The following is a 19,776-nucleotide window of genomic DNA, read 5'->3' on the forward strand; positions in this document are numbered from 1 at the left end:
TTTGCGGAGACGGGCAGTCCTGCCGCTGTCGGCGCCGGCGGCCCGCTGCGAGTCTGACGATCATGAATGACGCACCTGGCACACACACCGGAGCAGCACCCGTCACCGTCCTGGGCCTGGGCCGCATGGGCTCGGCGCTCGCCGCCGCCCTCCTCGCCGCGGGCCACCCCACCACCGTCTGGAACCGCACGCCCGCCAAGGCCGACGCCCTGGCCGCCGAAGGCGCGGTCCGCGCGGACACGGTCGCCGACGCCGTAGCCGCGAGCGGCCTCGTCGTGGTCTGCGTCCTGGACTACGCGGCGGTGCGCGCCCTGCTGGAGCCGGTCACCGGCGCCCTCGCCGGCCGCACCCTGGTCAACCTGACGTCCGGATCGCCCGAGCAGGCCCGCGAGATGGCGTCCTGGGCCGCCGGGCACGGGGCCGGCTACCTGGACGGCGGCATCATGACGACCCCGGAGGGCGTGGGACTGCGCACGAGCATGATCCTCTACAGCGGGTCGCCCGAGGTGTTCGCCGCGCACCGGGAGACCCTCGCCGTGCTGGGCGACCCGGTCGGCCTGGGCGCCGACGCCGGGCTCGCCCCGCTGTACGACGCGGGGCTGCTGGGGCTGATGTGGTCGGCGTTCGGCGGCTGGCTGCACGCCACGGCACTGGTCGGCGCGGACGGGGTGACGGCGGGCGCGTTCACCCCGGTCGCCGTCCGCTGGCTGACGACCGTGAGCGGCTTCATGGACCGGTACGCCGGCCAGATCGACGCCGGTGCCTACCCGGGCGACGACGCCACCATCGACGTACAGCTGGCCGCGGTCGAGCACCTGCTGCACGCGGGCCGGGCGCGGGGCGTCGACGGGCGGCTGCCGGAGCTCCACCGGGAGCTGATGGCCGGGGCCGTGGCGCGGGGCTACGGCGGCGACAGCTATGCCCGTCTGGTGGACGCGTTCCGCCGGCCCCGAACGGGTGCGGCACGATGACCGCATGACCAGTGAACCGCGTGGGCCGATACGCACCGGTGGAGCCGTTCCGCTGACCGCGGTGACCGCGGGGACGGTCGCCATGGTGGTCTCGTACGCGGGGCCGCTCGCGCTCGTCCTGGCCGCCGCTTCGGCGGCGGGCCTGTCGGCGGCGGAGACCTCGTCGTGGGTGTGGGCGGTCTCCATCGGCGCGGGCGTCACCTGCGTGGGGCTCAGCTGGTGGAGCCGCGCCCCCGTCATCACCGCGTTCTCCACGCCCGGCGCGGCGATCCTGGTCACCGCCCTGCCCCAGCACGGCTACGCCGAGGCCGTCGGCGCGTTCCTCGCGGCGGGTGTGGCCGCCACCGCGCTCACGGCGACGGGGGTCTTCGCGCGGGTGATGGCCCGCGTCCCGGCCGGTGTGGTGGCGGCGATGCTCGCCGGGACGCTGTTCTCCTTCGGCACGGCCGTCTTCACCTCGGTGCGCTCCGCCCCGCTGCTCGCCGGCGGGATGCTGCTGGCGTACCTGGCGGCGCGGCGGCTGGTACCCACGTACGCCGTGGTGTGCGCGCTGGGGGCCGGGCTGGCGGTCGCGGGGGCGACGGGCGGGCTGCGGGTCGATCTGCCCGGACTGGGGCTCGCCGTCCCCCATGTCACGGTGCCTCAGTTCTCGGTCGGCGCGCTCGTCGGGATCGGTGTGCCGCTGCTGGTGGCGACCCTGGCGGGGCAGTACGCGCCGGGCGTCGCCGTGCTGGAGGCGGCGGGATACCGGCCGGACAGCCGGGTGGTGTGCGGGACGACGGGCCTGGTGTCGGTGCTCCTCGCGCCGTTCGGGTCGCACGCGGTGAACCCGGCCGCCATCAAGGCGGCGATCTGCACCGGACCGGACGCGCACCGGGACCCGGCGAAGCGGTGGATCGCCGGGGTGGCGTGCGGGGTCGGGTACCTGGTGGTGGGCTGCTTCGGCTCCACCCTGGTGGCGCTGTTCACCGGGCTGCCGGACGCCCTGGTCGCCACGCTCGCCGGGGTGGCGCTGCTCGGCTCGATCGCGGGGAGCCTGGCCCGTACGGTCGCCGACGAGCGCCACCGGGAGGCTTCCGTCGTCACGTTCCTGGCCACCGCGTCGGGCGTCACGATCGCCGGGATCGGCTCGCCCTTCTGGGGCCTGATCGCCGGCGTCGCCGCCCACGTCCTGCTGGGCGCGGGCACGCCGAAGGGCCGTCGCTCCCTCCCCGAGCGGGGGAGCGACGGCCCTTCACGCCGTGTGCGTACGCCTCAGAGCACGCGGACCGCGCCGGACGGCATGTCGTAGTCGAGCGACCGCTCGACGACACCGGTGCCGGGGTTCTGCGCGCCGACGAACATGCCCCCGCCCACGTAGATCGCGACGTGGTACTTGCTCCGGCTGCCCCAGTAGAGGATGTCGCCGGGCTGGAGGTTGTCCAGCGAGACGGAGGTGCCGCGGCTCGACTGGTCGCCGGAGACGCGCGGGAGCTCGATGCCGGCCTGGCGGTAGGCGGCCTGGACGAGCCCGGAGCAGTCCCAGGAGTTGGGGCCGGTGCTGCCCATGACGTACGCGTCGCCGACCTGGGCGCGGGCGAAGGCCACGATCGCCGCGGCGGAGCCGGTCGCCTGGCCGGAGTCGTAGGAGGAGCCGCCGCCGTCCTCGTCGGAGGAGGAGTCGGCGGACGCGGACGCGGACAGCGTGGTGCGCTCGGCGGAGCGGGAGGCGCGCTCGGCGGCGGCCTGGGCCTTCGCCTCGGCCTTGCGCTCGGCCTCCTCGGCCTCGGCCTTGCGCTCCGCCTCGGCCTTGGCCTGCTTGGCGTCCTTCGCGGCCTTGGCGGCCGCGGCGTCCTCCTGGGCCTGCAGCTCCTGGTCGAGCGCGATCTGCTGGGTCGCCTCGGCGGAGGCGGCCACGGCGCTCGACAGGTCCGCGGACAGGTCCGCGTTGAGGGTGGGCATTTCGATGGTCTCGGTCACCGGCTCGGCGTTCGCCGGCCCGGCAGCACCGGCCACCGCGATGGTGCCGAGGACGCCACCGGCAACTCCGGCCCGCAGCGCGAGCTTCGAAGCGCTGCGGCGGGGCTTCCGGTGGCTGGGTATGTGAGCGGTGTGGGACATGAGTACAACCGCTATCAGGGGTTCACGGTTCCCATCAAGAAACGTGTGTTGCGCCACAGTTGCGCGCGGATTCGGTGAATCCGCTTCCCTTGGGGCCTTATTGACGCCGTAACGGACAAACCGGACTAGGGCGATCAGGCCCGTGATCATGGATTTTCCGCGAAACGTCCGAATTGCCGCTCGCTTACCACCCCTTCACGCCGGTGGCCAAGCCCGCTTTTGTCCGGCCCTTCCTGAAGTGACGCAGGTCACGGTGTGATCACCGCCGAAGATGCCCGGAAGATCGTGAAAGCGCGCACGTGTCCACTTCGGTACCGACGGGCCCCTCAAGTGAGTGAAGCGAGGCTCTTTATCACCCCAGGGGGCCCAGGGCCAATTTGCCTGTACGTGCCATCCCTTGATAGAGCCGCGCCCCTCTGACCTGCCGTGACCCCCGAAAATGTCACGTCTTGTGAGTGTCTGGACACGCCCGGTGTGAAGATCACCTCTGCCGGTGATTCATGATCCTTCGTCGGGTGGTGGAGATCACAAGGGCGTTGCCGTACCCCGTGTCGCAGATCACAGATCGACGGGCATAGGATGCGAAGCAGTCGGGCTTGTGAACTGCCTCACATGTGCACGATCTTCGCGAGGCGGCGAGACGGTGCCCGGTGCGGTCCATCGGTCAAGGACGACTGGAAGGAGCGAGGAGCGTGAATGCCTACGCGCCCATCCTCGTGCTCGGCGCCCTCGGGGCAGGGTTTGCGATCTTTTCCGTGGTCATGGCCACGCTTATCGGCCCAAAGAGGTACAACCGGGCGAAGCTGCAGGCATACGAGTGCGGTATCGAGCCGACGCCCACTCCGGCCGGAGGGGGCCGCTTCCCCATCAAGTACTACCTGACGGCGATGCTCTTCATCGTCTTCGACATCGAGATCGTCTTCCTCTACCCCTGGGCCGTCAGCTTCGACGCCCTGGGGCTTTTCGGGCTCGTGGAGATGCTGCTCTTCGTGCTCACCGTCTTCGTCGCCTACGCGTACGTGTGGCGGCGCGGCGGCCTGGAATGGGACTGAGGGGCTGAGGGGCACCAATGGGACTCGAAGAGAAACTGCCGAGCGGTTTTCTGCTGACGACCGTCGAACAAGCCGCGGGCTGGGTGCGCAAGGCGTCCGTCTTCCCCGCGACCTTCGGCCTCGCCTGCTGCGCCATCGAGATGATGACGACCGGCGCCGGGCGGTACGACCTGGCGCGCTTCGGCATGGAGGTCTTCCGCGGCTCACCGCGCCAGGCCGACCTGATGATCGTGGCCGGCCGGGTGAGCCAGAAGATGGCGCCCGTCCTGCGGCAGGTCTACGACCAGATGCCGAACCCCAGGTGGGTCATCTCCATGGGCGTTTGCGCCTCATCGGGCGGCATGTTCAACAATTACGCGATTGTCCAGGGTGTCGACCACATCGTCCCGGTGGACATCTATTTGCCGGGCTGCCCGCCGCGTCCGGAGATGCTGATCGACGCGATCCTCAAGCTCCACCAGAAGATCCAGGGCTCCAAGCTCGGCGTCAACGCCCGGGAAGCGGCCCGCGAGGCGGAGGAGGCCGCGCTCAAGGCGCTGCCCACGATCGAGATGAAGGGGCTGCTCCGATGAGCGACCGGCCCGACCCCGACAACGACCTCGGCGCGCAGAACCTGCCCGGGCAGCGCGGCTCGCACGGGGAGGAGGTCCGGGTCCAGCGCGGCATGTTCGGCGCGAACAGCGGCGGCGACACCTCCGGCTACGGCGGCCTCGTCCGCTCCGTGCGCCTGCCGGGCCCGGCCGTCCGCCCCTACGGCGGCTGGTTCGACGAGGTCGCCGACGAGCTCGAAGGCGCCCTGGAGGAGCAGGGCCTCCTCCCGGAGAACGCCATCGAGAAGACCGTCGTCGACCGCGGCGAGCTCACCTTCCACATCGCCCGCGAACACCTCGTCCGCGTCGCCCGCACCCTGCGCGACGACCCCGCCCTGCGCTTCGAGCTCTGTACGGGAGTGAGCGGCGTCCACTACCCCGGGGACAAGGGACGCGAGCTGCACGCGGTGTACCACCTGCGCTCGCTCACCCACGGCCGGCTGATCCGGCTGGAGGTCTCCGCCCCGGACGCCGATCGGCACGTCCCGTCGCTAGTCGAGGTGTACCCCACCAACGACTGGCACGAGCGCGAGACGTACGACTTCTTCGGTCTGGTCTTCGACGGCCATCCCGCCCTCACCCGGATCATGATGCCGGACGACTGGCAGGGCTTCCCGCAGCGCAAGGACTACCCCCTCGGCGGCATCCCCGTCGAGTACAAGGGCGCCCAGATCCCGGCTCCGGACCAGCGGAGGTCGTACTCGTGACCACTCCACCTGCCAGCCCCCGCGAGACCACGGAGGGCACCGTCTACACGGTCACCGGCGGCGACTGGGACGAGGTCGTCCAGTCCGCGGCCAAGGCCGACGACGAGCGGATCGTCGTCAACATGGGCCCGCAGCACCCGTCCACGCACGGCGTGCTCCGGCTCATCCTGGAGATCGACGGCGAGACCGTCACCGAGGCCCGCTGCGGCATCGGCTACCTCCACACCGGCATCGAGAAGAACCTCGAGTACCGGACCTGGACGCAGGGCACCACGTTCGTGACGCGCATGGACTACCTGACGCCGTTCTTCAACGAGGCGGCGTACTGCCTGGGCGTGGAGAAGCTCCTCGGCATCGAGGACCAGATCCCCGACCGCGCGACGGTCATCCGCGTCCTGCTGATGGAGCTCAACCGGCTCTCCTCCCACCTGGTGTGCATCGCCACCGGCGGCATGGAGCTGGGCGCCACCACGATCATGATCTACGGCTTCCGGGACCGCGAGATGATCCTGGACCTGTACGAACTGATCACCGGGCTCCGGATGAACCACGCGTTCATCCGCCCCGGCGGCCTCGCCCAGGACCTGCCGCCCGGCGCCGTCGACCAGCTTCGCGAGTTCGTGAAGACGATGAACAAGAACATGCCGGAGTACGACAAGCTCGCCACCGGCAACCCCATCTTCAAGGCCCGCATGCAGGACATCGGCTACCTGGACCTGGCCGGCTGCATGGCCCTCGGGGCCACCGGCCCGATCCTGCGCTCGGCGGGCCTCCCGCACGACCTGCGCAAGACCGACCCGTACTGCGGCTACGAGACGTACGACTTCGACGTCCCGACCGCCGACAGCTGCGACGCCTACGGCCGCTTCCTGATCCGGCTGGAGGAGATGCGCCAGTCGCTGCGGATCGTCGAGCAGTGCCTGGAGCGGCTGGAGCCGGGCCCGGTGATGGTCGCCGACAAGAAGATCGCGTGGCCCGCCCAGCTGGCCCTCGGCCCCGACGGACTCGGCAACTCGCTGGACCACATCAAGAAGATCATGGGCACCTCCATGGAGGCCCTGATCCACCACTTCAAGCTGGTCACCGAGGGCTTCCGGGTACCGCCCGGCCAGAGCTACACGGCGGTCGAGTCGCCCAAGGGCGAGCTGGGCGTCCACGTCGTCAGCGACGGCGGCACCCGCCCCTACCGGGTCCACTTCCGCGACCCGTCGTTCACCAACCTTCAGGCCATGGCGGCGATGTGCGAGGGCGGCCAGGTCGCCGACGTCATCGTCGCCGTCGCGTCCATCGACCCCGTGATGGGAGGCGTCGACCGGTAATGACAGACGTCAGCTTGGGGATGCCGCAGCTCCCCGCCCCCGATTACCCGGCCGATGTACGCGCCCGGCTCGAAGCGGACGCCGGGGAGGTCGTCGCCCGCTACCCCGACAGCCGCTCCGCCCTGCTGCCGCTGCTGCACCTGGTGCAGTCCGAGGAGGGATACGTCTCCCGCACGGGCATGCGGTTCTGCGCGGAGGTGCTCGGCCTGACCACGGCCGAGGTCACCGCGGTGGCCACCTTCTACACGATGTACCGGCGCAAGCCGTCCGGCGACTACCAGGTCGGGGTGTGCACCAACACCCTGTGCGCGGTCATGGGCGGCGACGCGATCTTCGAGGAGCTCCAGCAGCACCTCGGCGTCGGCAACAACGGGACCACCCCGGACGGCAAGGTCACCCTCGAACACATCGAGTGCAACGCCGCCTGCGACTTCGCCCCCGTGGTGATGGTCAACTGGGAGTTCTTCGACAACCAGACGCCCGACTCCGCCAAGCGGCTCGTCGACGACCTGCGCGCCGGCCGCCCCGTCGAGCCGACCCGCGGCGCGCCCCTGTGCACGTACAAGGAGACCGCCCGCATCCTGGCCGGTTTCCCCGACGAGCGCCCCGGCGCGGTCGAGGCGACCGGTGGCGCCGGCCCCGCCTCGCTGGTGGGCCTGAAGCTCGCCAAGGGCGAGGCCACGCCCGGCGCACGCGTGGTCCACCCGCGCGGCGAGGCCCCGCAGGAGGAGCCCGCGCCCGGCTCGGGCCACCTGAGCTCGCACGACGCGCCGCAGCCGACCTCGGCCTCCGACCCGCGCCATCCGTCGGGGCCGGTCGGCCCGGCCGGCCAGGACGGCCTGGCCACCGAGGAGGGGGAGTGATGACGTTGGCACCCGAGACGACCAGCCCCGACAAGCTGCTCGCACCGGTCCTGTCCGCGTTCTGGGACCAGCCGGACTCCTGGACGCTGGAGACCTACAAGCGGCACGACGGCTACGAGGGACTGAAGAAAGCCCTCGCCATGACGCCCGACGACCTCATCGCGTACGTGAAGGACTCCGGCCTCCGCGGCCGCGGCGGCGCCGGCTTCCCCACCGGGATGAAGTGGCAGTTCATCCCCCAGGGCGACGGCAAACCCCACTACCTCGTCGTCAACGCCGACGAGTCGGAGCCCGGGACCTGCAAGGACATCCCGCTCCTCTTCGCCAATCCGCACTCCCTCATCGAGGGCATCGTGATCGCCTGCTACGCGATCAGGTCCAGCCACGCCTTCATCTACCTGCGCGGCGAGGTCGTCCCCGTGCTGCGCAGGCTGCACGAGGCGGTGCGAGAGGCGTACGCGGCGGGCTACCTCGGCACGGACATCCTCGGCAGCGGACTCGACCTCGAACTCACCGTGCACGCCGGCGCCGGCGCGTACATCTGCGGTGAGGAGACCGCGCTGCTCGACTCGCTCGAAGGCCGCCGCGGCCAGCCCCGGCTGCGTCCCCCCTTCCCCGCGGTCGCCGGTCTGTACGCGTGCCCCACCGTGGTGAACAACGTCGAGTCCATCGCGTCGGTTCCCGCGATCCTCAACCGGGGCAAGGACTGGTTCAGGTCGATGGGCAGCGAGAAGTCCCCCGGGTTCACGCTCTACTCGCTCAGCGGCCACGTCGCCTCGCCCGGCCAGTACGAGGCGCCGCTCGGCATCACCCTGCGCCAGCTGCTGGACATGAGCGGCGGGATGCGGCCCGGCCACCGGCTGAAGTTCTGGACGCCCGGCGGCTCGTCCACGCCGATGTTCACCGACGAGCACCTCGACGTCCCCCTCGACTACGAGGGCGTCGGCGCGGCCGGCTCGATGCTCGGCACCAAGGCGCTCCAGTGCTTCGACGAGACGACGTGCGTGGTGCGGGCGGTCACCCGGTGGACCGAGTTCTACGCCCACGAGTCCTGCGGCAAGTGCACCCCCTGCCGTGAAGGCACCTACTGGCTCGTCCAGCTGCTGCGGGCCATCGAGAGCGGCACCGGCACCCTTGGCGACCTCGACAAGCTGAACGACATCGCCGACAACATCAACGGCAAGTCGTTCTGCGCCCTCGGTGACGGCGCCGCCTCACCGATCTTCTCCTCGCTGAAGTACTTCCGCGGCGAGTACGAGCAGCACATCACGGGCAAGGGCTGCCCCTTCGACCCGGCCAAGTCGACCGCCTGGGCGGACAACCACGTGGAGGTGACGGCGTGACCGTCATGGCATCCGGCCCCGCCGGGGGCGGCGGCGCGGCCGTCCCGCCCGAGGACCTGGTCACCCTGACCATCGACGGCATCGAGACCTCCGTCCCCAAGGGGACGCTCGTCATCCGCGCCGCCGAGCAGCTCGGCATCGAGATCCCCCGGTTCTGCGACCACCCGCTGCTCGACCCGGCCGGCGCCTGCCGGCAGTGCATCGTCGAGGTGGAGGGCCAGCGCAAGCCGATGGCCTCCTGCACCATCACCTGCACCGACGGCATGGTCGTCAAGTCCCAGCTCACCTCGCCCGTCGCCGAGAAGGCCCAGGTGGGGGTGATGGAGCTGCTGCTCATCAACCACCCGCTGGACTGCCCGGTCTGCGACAAGGGCGGCGAGTGCCCCCTGCAGAACCAGGCCATGTCGCACGGGCGGGCCGACTCCCGCTTCGAGGGCAGCAAGCGCACCTACGAGAAGCCCGTGCCGATCTCCACGCAGGTGCTGCTCGACCGTGAGCGGTGCGTGCTGTGCGCCCGCTGCACCCGGTTCTCCAACCAGATCGCCGGCGACCCGATGATCGAGCTGATCGAGCGGGGCGCGCTCCAGCAGGTCGGCACCGGCGAGGGTGACCCCTTCGAGTCGTACTTCTCCGGCAACACCATCCAGATCTGCCCGGTCGGCGCGCTGACCTCGGCGGCGTACCGGTTCCGCTCCCGCCCCTTCGACCTGGTCTCCTCGCCGAGCGTGTGCGAGCACTGCGCGGGCGGCTGCGCCACCCGCACCGACCACCGGCGCGGCAAGGTCATGCGGCGGCTGGCAGCCAACGACCCGGAGGTCAACGAGGAGTGGGTGTGCGACAAGGGGCGCTTCGCGTTCCGGTACGCGCAGGCGCGTGACCGGCTCACCACGCCGCTGGTGCGCAGCGCCTTGACGGGCGAGCTGGAGCCGGCCTCCTGGCCGGAAGCCCTGGAGGCGGCGGCCCGCGGCCTGGTCCGGGGGCGCACCGGCGTCCTGACCGGCGGGCGGCTGACCGTCGAGGACGCGTACGCGTACGCCAAGTTCGCCCGCGTCGCCCTCGACACCAACGACATCGACTTCCGCGCCCGCGTGCACAGCGGCGAGGAGGCCGACTTCCTGGCCGCCCGGGTCGCCGGGCGGGGCCGGGACCTGGACGGCGGCGGAGTCACCTACTCCTCCCTGGAGAAGGCCCCGGCGGTGCTGCTCGTCGGGCTGGAGGCCGAGGAGGAGGCGCCGGGCGTCTTCCTGCGGCTGCGCAAGGCGTGGCGCAAGAAGGGGCAGCGGACGTACGCGCTGGCGGCGTACCCGACCCGGGGCCTGGAGAAGGCGGGCGGCACCCTGCTGCCGGCCGCGCCCGGGACGGAGCCCGAGTGGCTGGACGCGCTGGCCGCCGGGACGGGGCTGGACGGGGACGGCACCGCCGCCTCCGGCGCGCTGCGGGAGCCCGGCGCGGTCATCGTGGTCGGTGAGCGGCTGGCGGGAGTGCCGGGCGGGCTGACCGCGGCGGTGCGCGCCGCGGCGGCGACCGGGGCGGAACTGGTGTGGATCCCGCGCCGGGCCGGTGAGCGCGGCGCGGTGTGGGCGGGCGCGATCCCCTCGCTGCTGCCGGGCGGGCGCCCCGCGACCGATCCGCGCGCGCGTGACGAGGTCGCCGCCGCCTGGGGCGTACGGGAGCTGCCGCACCGGTACGGCCGGGACACGGGCCAGATCCTGGAGGCCGCGGCCACCGGCGAGCTGGGTGCCCTGGTGGTCGCCGGCGTCGAGGTGGCGGACCTGCCAGACGCGACACGCGCGCGTGAGGCCCTGGACGCGGCGTTCGTGGTGTCGCTGGAGCTGCGGCCGGGCGAGGTCACCGAGCGGGCGGACGTGGTCCTCCCGGTGGCCGCGGTCGCGGAGAAGTCCGGCACCTTCCTGAACTGGGAGGGCAGGGTGCGGATGTTCGAGGCCGCGCTGAAGCCGGAGCACATGACGCGCACGCTCGCCCCGTCGGACGCGCGGGTGCTGCACATGCTCGCCGACGTGATGGACGTGGGCTTCGCCCTGCCGGACGTGAAGGCCGTGCGGCGCGAGATGGACCGGCTCGGCGCCTGGGACGGCACGCGGGCGGGCGACCCGGTGGAGTCCGCCGTGCCGCTGCCCCGCGCGGGCGAGGGCGAGGCGGTGCTGGCCGGGCACCGGATGCTGCTGGACCTGGGCGTCCTCCAGCAGGGCGACGAGGCCCTGGCGGGCACCCGGCACGCCGCCCCGGCCCGCCTGTCGGCGGCCACGGCGGCGGAGACGGGCGTCAAGGACGGCGACCTGCTGTCGGTGACCGGCCCGGCCGGTTCGGTCGAGCTTCCCCTGAAGGTCACCGACATGCCCGACCGGGTGGTCTGGCTGCCGCTTAACTCGACCCCCGGCGGCGTCCTGTCCGCCACGGGCGCGGCTCCCGGACAGCTGGTCCGCCTCGCCCCGACGACCCCGAAGTCCGCGGCCGCCACGGAGGTGGAGGCATGATCCCGTACACCCTGGCAGCGGAGGACCTGTCCCTGTTCGGCCGCGACCCCTGGTGGCTCGTGGTGGTCAAGGCGGTCTTCTGCTTCGCCTTCCTGATGATCACCGTGCTCTTCTCCATCGTGTGGGAGCGCAAGGTCGTCGCCTGGATGCAGCTGCGCATCGGCCCCAACCGGCACGGCCCCTGGGGCCTGCTCCAGTCCCTCGCGGACGGCGTCAAGCTGATGCTGAAGGAGGACCTGGTCGTCAAACGGGCCGACAAGGTCGTCTACGTCCTCGCGCCGATCGTGGCCGCGATTCCCGCGTTCATGGCGATCGCGGTGATCCCCTTCGGCCCGGCCGGCAACGAGGTCTCGATCTTCGGGCAGCGCACCACGATGCAGCTGACCGACCTGCCGATCGCGATGCTCTACATCCTCGCGGTCGCCTCCGTCGGCATCTACGGCATCGTGCTCGCCGGCTGGTCGTCCGGCTCGACGTATCCGCTGCTCGGCGGGCTGCGGTCGTGCGCGCAGATGATCTCCTACGAGATCGCGATGGGTGCCGCCTTCGCCTCCGTCTTCCTCTACTCCGGGTCGATGTCGACGTCGGCGATCGTCGAGGCGCAGGCGGACCGCTGGTACATCATCCTGCTGCCGGTCTCGTTCATCATCTACGTCGTCACGATGGTCGGTGAGACCAACCGCGCCCCGTTCGACATGCCCGAGTCCGAGGGCGACCTGGTCGGTGGTTTCAACACCGAGTACAGCTCCATCAAGTTCGCGATGTTCATGCTCGCCGAGTACGTGAACATGGTGACCGTCTCGGCGGTGTCGGTGACCCTCTTCCTGGGCGGCTGGCGGGCCCCGTACCCGGTCTCCACCTTCTGGGAGGGCGCGAACCACGGCTGGTGGCCGATGCTCTGGTTCGTCATCAAGGTGCAGCTGCTGCTGTTCTTCTTCATCTGGCTGCGCGGCACGCTGCCCCGGGTCCGCTACGACCAGCTGATGAAGCTCGGCTGGAAGGTCCTCATCCCCGTCTCGGTGGTCTGGCTGATGCTGGTCGCCACCGTGCGGGCGCTGCGCAACGAGAACTACGACTTCCAGGAGATCGTGCTGTACGTGGCGGGCGCGGTCATCGCGGTCCTCCTCCTCTCCTTCGTGGTCGACATCTTCCGCGACAAGAAGTCCGGTCGGGAGGCGGAGGGCGACGCGGCGCCGCCCGCCGAGTTCGATCCGATGGCCGGCGGATTCCCCGTGCCGCCGCTGCCCGGTCAGACCCTGCCGCCCGTGCCGCGCCGACGGCCGCGCCGTGACGGCGAGTTGATTGTCAGTGGTGGCGTCAATACTGACAGTGACGGAAAGGAGGCTGACGGTGTCTGAGAGCAACTTCCAGAATCCGGTCGCCGGCTTCGGCGTGACCTTCAAGGCCATGTTCAAGAAGCGGCTCACCGAGCAGTACCCGGAGCAGCAGAAGACCACGGCGCCGCGCTTCCACGGCCGGCACCAGCTCAACCGCCACCCGGACGGCCTGGAGAAGTGCGTCGGCTGCGAGCTGTGCGCCTGGGCCTGCCCGGCCGACGCCATCTACGTGGAGGGCGCGGACAACACGGACGAGGAGCGCTACTCGCCCGGTGAGCGGTACGGCCGCGTCTACCAGATCAACTACGCCCGCTGCATCCTGTGCGGACTGTGCATCGAGGCGTGCCCGACCCGGGCGCTGACGATGACGAACGAGTTCGAGCTGGCCGACAGCTCCCGCGAGAACCTGATCTACACCAAGGAACAGCTCCTCGCGGGTCTGGACGACGGCATGGTCGCCTCCCCCCACGCCATCTTCCCGGGCATGACCGAGCAGGACTACTACCGGGGCCTGGTCACGGAGGCCGCGCCCGGCACGGTCCGGCAGGCCGCCGACGGCGGGGACGAGCCGCAGGAGGGCGCGTCGGACTTCGGGCAGGGCGAGCCCGCCTCGAAGAAGGTGATCGGCGCATGAGCGCGCTCGCCGCCGCCGGCGCGGCCTCCACGGGCGAGGCCGTCCAGTTCTGGGTGCTCGGCACCATCGCCGTCGTCGGCGCGCTGGGCACGATCCTGATGAAGAGGGCCGTGCACAGTGCGCTGAGCCTGGCCGCGACCATGATCATCCTGGCCGTGTTCTACCTGGCCAACGGGGCGTACTTCCTGGGCGTCGTGCAGATCATCGTCTACACCGGCGCCATCATGATGCTCTTCCTCTTCGTCGTGATGCTCGTCGGCGTCACCGCCGCCGACTCGCTGAAGGAGACCATCAAGGGCCAGCGCTGGCTGGCCGCCGCCTGCGGGCTGGGTTTCGGCATCCTGCTGGCCGCCGGACTCGGCAGGGCCTCGCTGGACACGTTCGAGGGCCTCGGCACGGCGAACGCCGGAGGCAACGTGGAGGGCCTCGCGGCCCTGATCTTCACCACGTACGTCTTCGCCTTCGAGATCACCGGCGCGCTGCTGATCACCGCCGCGGTCGGCGCGATGGTGCTGACGCACCGGGAGCGCACCGAGCGGGCCCTCACCCAGCGCGAGCTGTCCGAGCGGCGCGTACGGGAGGGCAAGCACCTGCCGCCGCTGCCGGCGCCCGGTGTCTACGCCCGGCACAACGCCGTGGACATCGCCGGTCTGCTCCCCGACGGCACGCCGTCCGAACTCACCGTCAGCAAGACCCTTCGCGCGCGCGGCCAGGTCCGCGACGTGTCTCGGCAGGCGCTGGCGGACCTCAGAGCGCTGGAGCAGCGCGCCGAGGAGCGTCTGGGGCGCGGCCCGTCGGAGCCGCAGGCGTCCCGGCCGCAGGGCCGTAAGGAGGAGAACGCCCAGTGAATCCGGTCAACTACCTGTACCTGGCCTCCCTGTTGTTCACCATCGGTGCGGCCGGGGTGCTGATCCGGCGGAACGCGATCGTCGTCTTCATGTGCGTCGAGCTGATGCTCAACGCCTGCAACCTGGCGCTCGTCGCCTTCTCCCGGATGCACGGCAATCTCGACGGCCAGATCATCGCCTTCTTCACGATGGTCGTCGCCGCCGCGGAGGTCGTGGTCGGGCTCGCGATCATCGTGTCGCTGTTCCGTTCCCGCCACTCGGCCTCGGTCGACGACGCCAGCCTGATGAAGCTGTGAGGGGCTGAATCGTGGAGAATCTGATCGCGCTGCTCGTCGCGGCGCCCCTGCTGGGAGCCGCCGTCCTGCTGTGCGGCGGGAGGAGGCTGGACAGGGCCGGGCACTGGCTCGGCACCCTGCTCGCCGCCGCCTCCTTCGTCATCGGGGCGGTGCTCTTCTTCGACATGCTGGGCAGGGGCGCGGAGGAACGGGCACTGCACCAGCACCTGTTCAGCTGGGTGCCGGTGGAGAGCTTCCGGGCGGACATCGCCTTCCAGCTCGACCAGCTGTCGATGACCTTCGTCCTGCTCATCACCGGTGTCGGCACGCTCATCCACGTGTACTCGATCGGGTACATGGAGCACGACGAGCGCAGGCGCCGCTTCTTCGGCTACCTGAACCTCTTCCTGGCGGCGATGCTGCTGCTGGTCCTCGCCGACAACTACCTGCTGCTGTACTTCGGCTGGGAGGGCGTCGGCCTCGCCTCCTACCTCCTGATCGGCTTCTGGCAGCACAAGCCCAGCGCGGCCACCGCCGCGAAGAAGGCGTTCCTGGTCAACCGGGTCGGCGACATGGGCCTGTCGATCGCCATCATGCTGATGTTCACCACCTTCGGGACGTTCGCCTTCGGGCCGGTGCTCGCGGCGACGGGCGACACGAGCGAGGGCATGCTGACGGCCATCGGGCTGATGCTGCTGCTCGCCGCGTGCGGCAAGTCCGCGCAGGTGCCGCTCCAGTCCTGGCTCGGTGACGCGATGGAGGGCCCGACCCCGGTCTCGGCCCTGATCCACGCGGCCACGATGGTGACCGCCGGCGTCTACCTGATCACCAGGTCGGGCGCCGTGTTCAACGCCGCCCCGGACGCGCAGCTGGCGGTCGTGGTGGTCGGCGCGGTCACGCTCCTGTTCGGTGCGATCGTCGGTTGCGCCAAGGACGACATCAAGAAGGCGCTGGCCGGTTCGACGATGTCGCAGATCGGCTACATGATCCTGGCGGCCGGGCTCGGCCCGATCGGGTACGCCTTCGCGATCATGCACCTGGTGACGCACGGTTTCTTCAAGGCCGGGCTGTTCCTCGGCGCCGGTTCGGTCATGCACGGCATGAACGACGAGGTCGACATGAGGAGGTACGGGGGCCTGCGGAGGTACATGCCGGTGACCTTCGTGACCTTCGGGCTCGGGTACCTGGCGATCATCGGCTTCCCGGGGTTGTCCGGCTTCTGGTCCAAGGACAAGATCATCGAGGCGGCCTTCGCCAAGGGCGGCACCGAGGGCTGGATCCTCGGCGCGGTCACCCTGCTGGGCGCGGGCATCACCGCGTACTACATGACCCGCGTGATGATCATGACCTTCTTCGGCGAGAAGCGCTGGCAGCCGGCCCCCGACGCCGACGCGGTGCCCAGCGCCGAACCGGCCGCCGAGGACCACGCCGGCCGGATGCCGCATCCGCACGAGTCGCCGAAGTCCATGACGGTCCCGATGATCCTGCTGGCCTTCGGGTCGGTCTTCGCGGGCGGGCTCTTCTCGCTCAACAGCGCGTTCGTCGACTGGCTGAAGCCGGTCACCGCGTTCGAGCACGGGCACCCGCCCATCGGCGCCGGCGCGATCACCGCCTCCACGGTCGTCGTCCTGCTGATCGGCGTCGGCATCGCGTACGCGCAGTACGGCCGCCGGCCCGTCCCGGTCGTCGCCCCGCGCGGCTCGCTGCTCACCCGCGCCGCCCGTCGCGACCTGCTCCAGGACGACTTCAACCACGTCGTCCTGGTCCGCGGCGGCGAGCACCTCACCCGCTCACTGGTGTACATGGACCACACCCTGGTCGACGGGGTGGTCAACGGCACCGCCGCCTCCGTCGGCGGACTGTCCGGCCGGCTGCGCAAGCTGCAGAACGGCTTCGCCCGCTCCTACGCGGTCTCGATGTTCGGAGGTACGGCGGTGCTGATCGCCGCGACCCTGCTGATGAGGGGGGTGTGACCACCATGTCGTTCCCCCTCCTGACGGTGACGGCGGCCCTGCCGGCCGCCGGTGCGATCCTCACCGCCGCCGTCCCGGCCGCGCGCCGCACGGCCGCCAAGTGGCTGGCGCTGCTGGTCTCCCTGGGCACGCTGGTCCTGGCCGCGCTCGTGGCCGTCCGGTTCGAACCGGACGGCGCGCGCTACCAGCTCACCGAGTCGCACGCCTGGATCAAGGACTTCGGTGTCCGGTACGAACTGGGCGTGGACGGCATCGGGGTGGCGCTGATCGCGCTCACCGCGCTGCTGATCCCGTTCATCGTCCTGGCGGGCTGGCACGACGCCGACCCCCTGGAGACGCGGTCCACGCGGTGGCGGCCGACGCAGGGCTTCTTCGCCCTGATCCTGATGGTCGAGGCGATGGTGATCCTCTCCTTCGCCGCCACCGACGTCTTCCTCTTCTACATCCTCTTCGAAGCCATGCTCATCCCGATGTACTTCCTCATCGGCGGCTTCGGGGACCGGGCCCACACGGGCTCCGACGAGAACGCGGCGGCCCAGCGCTCGTACGCCGCGGTCAAGTTCCTGCTCTACAACCTGGTCGGCGGGCTCATCATGCTGGCCGCCGTCATCGGCCTGTACGTGGTCGCCGGCAACTTCTCCCTCGCGGAGATCGCCGAGGCCCGCGCCAGCGGGTCGCTGGAGATGGCGACCGACACCGAGCGGCTGCTGTTCCTCGGGTTCTTCTTCGCCTTCGCGGTGAAGGCCCCGCTGTGGCCACTGCACACCTGGCTGCCCAACGCGATGGGCGAGGCCACCGCGCCGGTGGCGGTGCTCATCACGGCGGTCGTCGACAAGGTCGGCACCTTCGCGATGCTCCGGTTCTGCCTCCAGCTGTTCCCGGAGGCGTCGAAGTGGGCCACGCCCGTCATCATCGTGCTGGCACTGATCAGCATCGTGTACGGGGCGCTGCTCGCGGTCGGCCAGCGCGACATCAAGCGACTGATCGCGTACGCGTCGATCTCCCACTTCGGGTTCATCGTCATGGGCATCTTCGCGATGACCAGCCAGGGCCAGTCCGGGGCCACCCTGTACATGGTCAACCACGGGATCTCGACCGCCGCGCTGATGCTGGTGGCCGGATTCCTGATCACGCGCCGCGGATCGCGGCTCATCGCCGACTACGGCGGCGTGCAGAAGGTGGCTCCGGTGCTCGCCGGGACGTTCCTGGTGGGTGGTCTGGCCACGCTGTCGCTGCCCGGCCTCGCGCCGTTCGTCTCCGAATTCCTGGTCCTGGTGGGCACGTTCGCCCGCTACCCGGTGGCGGGCGTCGTCGCGACCACCGGCATCGTGCTCGCCGCGCTCTACACGCTGGTCCTGTACCAGCGGACGATGACCGGGCCCGTGAAGGAGGAGGTGCGGGCGATGCCCGACCTCAAGGCGCGTGAGCTGGCGGTGGTCGCCCCGCTGATCGCCGTGCTGCTCTTCCTGGGCGTCTACCCCAAGCCGCTGACCGAGATCGTCGACCCGGCCGTGCGGCACACCATGTCCGACGTACAGCAGAAGGACCCGCGACCGGAAGTGGAGGCGGCCAAGTGAGCGCATCAGCCGCAGTGGCTGTCCACAGCCTGTGGACGACGGCGGCCGAACCGGCCGCCGCCGACAAGATCGGGGCGCCGGCCATCGAGTACGCCCAGCTGGCACCCACGCTGATCGTGGTGGGCGCCGCGGTGGTGGGCGTGCTGCTGGAGGCCTTCGTGCCGCGCCGGGCCCGCTACCACGCGCAGGTGTTCCTGACCGTCGTGGCGCTGACCGCCGCCTTCGCGGCCGTCGTCGCCCTGGCGGCCGGCGGCCACGCCACCACCAAGGCCGGCATCGTCGCGATGGGTGCCATCGCCGTCGACGGACCCGCGCTGTTCCTCCAGGGCACCATCCTGCTGACCTCGCTGGTCGCCGTGTTCACCTTCGCCGAGCGGCGGCTGGACCCCGCCCACCACGGGCACCGGGTCGACTCGTTCGCCGCCGAGGCCGCCGCCGTACCGGGCAGCGACCAGGAGAAGGCCGCCGTCAAGGCGGGGTTCACCACCACCGAGGTCTTCCCGCTGGTCCTGTTCGCCGTGGGCGGCATGCTCGTCTTCCCGGCGGCCAACGACCTGCTGACGCTGTTCATCGCGCTGGAGGTCTTCTCCCTGCCGCTGTACCTGCTGTGCGCGGTGGCCCGCCGCAAGCGGCTGATGTCGCAGGAAGCAGCGGTGAAGTACTTCCTGCTGGGCGCCTTCTCGTCGGCGTTCCTGCTGTTCGGCGTCGCCCTCATGTACGGGTACGCGGGCTCGGTGTCGTACGCCCGGATCGCCGACGTGGTGGACGGGTCCGTCGCCGACATCACCCCGGCGCTCGCCGGGACCATGGGCAACGACGTGCTGCTGCTCATCGGCTTCGCGATGGTGCTGATGGGCCTGCTGTTCAAGGTCGGCGCGGTGCCGTTCCACATGTGGACCCCGGACGTCTACCAGGGCGCCCCGACGCCGGTCACCGGCTTCATGGCGGCCGCCACGAAGGTCGCCGCGTTCGGCGCGATGCTGCGGCTGCTGTACGTGGTGCTCCCCGGACTGCGCTGGGACTGGCGGCCCGTCATGTGGGGCGTCGCGATCCTCACCATGCTCGCCGGCGCGATCGTCGCGATCACCCAGACCGACATCAAGCGGCTGCTCGCCTACTCGTCGATCGCCCACGCCGGGTTCATCCTCGCCGGTGTCATCGCGGCCACGCCCGACGGGGTGTCGTCCGTGCTGTTCTACCTGGGCGCGTACTCGTTCGTGACGGTGGGGGCCTTCGCGGTCGTCACCCTGGTGCGGGACGCCGGCGGCGAGGCGACGCACCTGTCCCAGTGGGCCGGCCTCGGGCGGCGTTCGCCCCTCGTCGCCGCCGTCTTCGCGGTGTTCCTGCTCGCCTTCGCCGGTATCCCGCTCACCTCCGGGTTCTCGGGCAAGTTCGCCGTCTTCAAGGCGGCGGCGGAGGGCGGCGCTGGGACGCTGGTGGTCATCGGCGTGATCTCGTCGGCGATCGCCGCGTTCTTCTACGTCCGGGTCATCGTCCTGATGTTCTTCAGCGAGCCGAAGCCGGAGGGCCCGACGGTCGCCGTGCCGTCGCCGCTCACGATGACGACGATCGCCGTGGGCGTCGCGGTCACCCTGGCCCTGGGCGTGGCGCCGCAGTACTTCCTCGACCTGGCCGGACAGGCGGGGGTCTTCGTCCGCTGAGCCGGCGGCACCTCGCGGGGCCCGGCATCCC

General features: G+C 70.8%; 17 protein-coding genes. 16 read left to right on the top strand and 1 reads right to left on the bottom strand.

Annotated features, from left to right (window positions below; all coding sequences use genetic code 11):
- Positions 1-62: 62 nt before the first annotated feature.
- Both AC07DW_RS00230 and AC07DW_RS00235 read left to right on the top strand, forming a co-directional pair.
- Entirely contained in the window at positions 63-971 is a 909-nt protein-coding gene (locus tag AC07DW_RS00230; RefSeq protein WP_478855376.1) for an NAD(P)-dependent oxidoreductase, read from the top strand.
- A gap of 4 nt (positions 972-975) precedes the next feature.
- Positions 976-2,262 carry a benzoate/H(+) symporter BenE family transporter gene (locus AC07DW_RS00235; RefSeq protein WP_478855377.1) on the top strand — a complete coding sequence of 429 codons (1,287 nt, stop codon included), beginning with the start codon at positions 976-978 and terminating at the stop codon, positions 2,260-2,262.
- Here AC07DW_RS00235 and AC07DW_RS00240 read toward each other — a convergent pair.
- A complete protein-coding gene (locus tag AC07DW_RS00240) occupies positions 2,226-3,071 on the bottom strand; it encodes a C40 family peptidase (RefSeq protein WP_478855378.1) in 846 nt (281 codons plus the stop codon). The two genes, AC07DW_RS00235 and AC07DW_RS00240, sit on opposite strands and share 37 nt — an antisense overlap.
- Positions 3,072-3,763: 692 nt before the next feature.
- On the opposite strand from AC07DW_RS00240, the gene AC07DW_RS00245 reads away from it, so the two are divergent.
- From AC07DW_RS00245 to nuoN, 14 genes are read left to right on the top strand one after another with little or no spacing between them, the layout of a single operon-like run.
- Positions 3,764-4,123, top strand: coding sequence for an NADH-quinone oxidoreductase subunit A (locus tag AC07DW_RS00245; RefSeq protein WP_064070021.1), 360 nt, complete (start codon positions 3,764-3,766; stop codon positions 4,121-4,123).
- Positions 4,124-4,140: 17 nt separating this feature from the next.
- Positions 4,141-4,695: a NuoB/complex I 20 kDa subunit family protein gene (locus AC07DW_RS00250; RefSeq protein ID WP_478855379.1), complete on the top strand. Its 555-nt coding sequence runs from the start codon at positions 4,141-4,143 to the stop codon at positions 4,693-4,695.
- Entirely contained in the window at positions 4,692-5,420 is a 729-nt protein-coding gene (locus tag AC07DW_RS00255) for an NADH-quinone oxidoreductase subunit C (protein WP_478855380.1), read from the top strand. The genes AC07DW_RS00250 and AC07DW_RS00255 overlap by 4 nt, the downstream gene beginning before the upstream one ends.
- Entirely contained in the window at positions 5,417-6,739 is a 1,323-nt protein-coding gene (locus AC07DW_RS00260) for an NADH-quinone oxidoreductase subunit D (protein WP_478855381.1), read from the top strand. Before AC07DW_RS00255 ends, AC07DW_RS00260 begins: the two co-directional genes overlap by 4 nt.
- Before the next feature lie 20 nt (positions 6,740-6,759).
- Positions 6,760-7,602 (top strand): NADH-quinone oxidoreductase subunit NuoE, encoded by an 843-nt coding sequence (gene nuoE / locus AC07DW_RS00265; protein WP_478855699.1) that lies wholly within the window; start codon positions 6,760-6,762, stop codon positions 7,600-7,602.
- Positions 7,602-8,945, top strand: a complete 1,344-nt coding sequence (gene nuoF, locus AC07DW_RS00270) for an NADH-quinone oxidoreductase subunit NuoF (protein WP_478855382.1) — start codon at positions 7,602-7,604, stop codon at positions 8,943-8,945. The genes nuoE and nuoF overlap by 1 nt, the downstream gene beginning before the upstream one ends.
- Entirely contained in the window at positions 8,942-11,440 is a 2,499-nt protein-coding gene (locus AC07DW_RS00275; RefSeq protein WP_478855383.1) for an NADH-quinone oxidoreductase subunit G, read from the top strand. Before nuoF ends, AC07DW_RS00275 begins: the two co-directional genes overlap by 4 nt.
- Complete coding sequence (gene nuoH / locus AC07DW_RS00280; RefSeq protein WP_478855384.1) at positions 11,437-12,798, top strand: NADH-quinone oxidoreductase subunit NuoH; 1,362 nt, start codon at positions 11,437-11,439, stop codon at positions 12,796-12,798. Before AC07DW_RS00275 ends, nuoH begins: the two co-directional genes overlap by 4 nt.
- Entirely contained in the window at positions 12,785-13,411 is a 627-nt protein-coding gene (gene nuoI / locus AC07DW_RS00285) for an NADH-quinone oxidoreductase subunit NuoI (RefSeq protein WP_478855700.1), read from the top strand. Before nuoH ends, nuoI begins: the two co-directional genes overlap by 14 nt.
- Positions 13,408-14,259: an NADH-quinone oxidoreductase subunit J gene (locus AC07DW_RS00290; protein WP_478855385.1), complete on the top strand. Its 852-nt coding sequence runs from the start codon at positions 13,408-13,410 to the stop codon at positions 14,257-14,259. The genes nuoI and AC07DW_RS00290 overlap by 4 nt, the downstream gene beginning before the upstream one ends.
- Positions 14,256-14,555 (top strand): NADH-quinone oxidoreductase subunit NuoK, encoded by a 300-nt coding sequence (gene nuoK, locus AC07DW_RS00295; RefSeq protein ID WP_189554133.1) that lies wholly within the window; start codon positions 14,256-14,258, stop codon positions 14,553-14,555. The genes AC07DW_RS00290 and nuoK overlap by 4 nt, the downstream gene beginning before the upstream one ends.
- Before the next feature lie 11 nt (positions 14,556-14,566).
- Entirely contained in the window at positions 14,567-16,507 is a 1,941-nt protein-coding gene (gene nuoL / locus AC07DW_RS00300) for an NADH-quinone oxidoreductase subunit L (protein WP_478855386.1), read from the top strand.
- Positions 16,508-16,512: 5 nt separating this feature from the next.
- Positions 16,513-18,084, top strand: a complete 1,572-nt coding sequence (locus tag AC07DW_RS00305) for an NADH-quinone oxidoreductase subunit M (RefSeq protein ID WP_478855387.1) — start codon at positions 16,513-16,515, stop codon at positions 18,082-18,084.
- Positions 18,081-19,745, top strand: coding sequence for an NADH-quinone oxidoreductase subunit NuoN (nuoN, locus tag AC07DW_RS00310; protein WP_478855388.1), 1,665 nt, complete (start codon positions 18,081-18,083; stop codon positions 19,743-19,745). Before AC07DW_RS00305 ends, nuoN begins: the two co-directional genes overlap by 4 nt.
- Positions 19,746-19,776: the final 31 nt, after the last annotated feature.

Source organism: Streptomyces sp. NPDC045701 (genome assembly GCF_056432045.1).

Coding starts and splice junctions, on each gene's coding strand:
- AC07DW_RS00230 (WP_478855376.1), top strand. CDS start 63: ATGAATGACGCACCTGGCACACACACCGGAGCAGCACCCGTCACCGTC.
- AC07DW_RS00250 (WP_478855379.1), top strand. CDS start 4,141: ATGGGACTCGAAGAGAAACTGCCGAGCGGTTTTCTGCTGACGACCGTC.
- AC07DW_RS00290 (WP_478855385.1), top strand. CDS start 13,408: ATGAGCGCGCTCGCCGCCGCCGGCGCGGCCTCCACGGGCGAGGCCGTC.
- AC07DW_RS00255 (WP_478855380.1), top strand. CDS start 4,692: ATGAGCGACCGGCCCGACCCCGACAACGACCTCGGCGCGCAGAACCTG.
- AC07DW_RS00305 (WP_478855387.1), top strand. CDS start 16,513: ATGTCGTTCCCCCTCCTGACGGTGACGGCGGCCCTGCCGGCCGCCGGT.
- nuoH (WP_478855384.1), top strand. CDS start 11,437: ATGATCCCGTACACCCTGGCAGCGGAGGACCTGTCCCTGTTCGGCCGC.
- AC07DW_RS00235 (WP_478855377.1), top strand. CDS start 976: ATGACCAGTGAACCGCGTGGGCCGATACGCACCGGTGGAGCCGTTCCG.
- nuoF (WP_478855382.1), top strand. CDS start 7,602: ATGACGTTGGCACCCGAGACGACCAGCCCCGACAAGCTGCTCGCACCG.
- nuoE (WP_478855699.1), top strand. CDS start 6,760: ATGCCGCAGCTCCCCGCCCCCGATTACCCGGCCGATGTACGCGCCCGG.
- AC07DW_RS00240 (WP_478855378.1), bottom strand. CDS start 3,071: ATGTCCCACACCGCTCACATACCCAGCCACCGGAAGCCCCGCCGCAGC.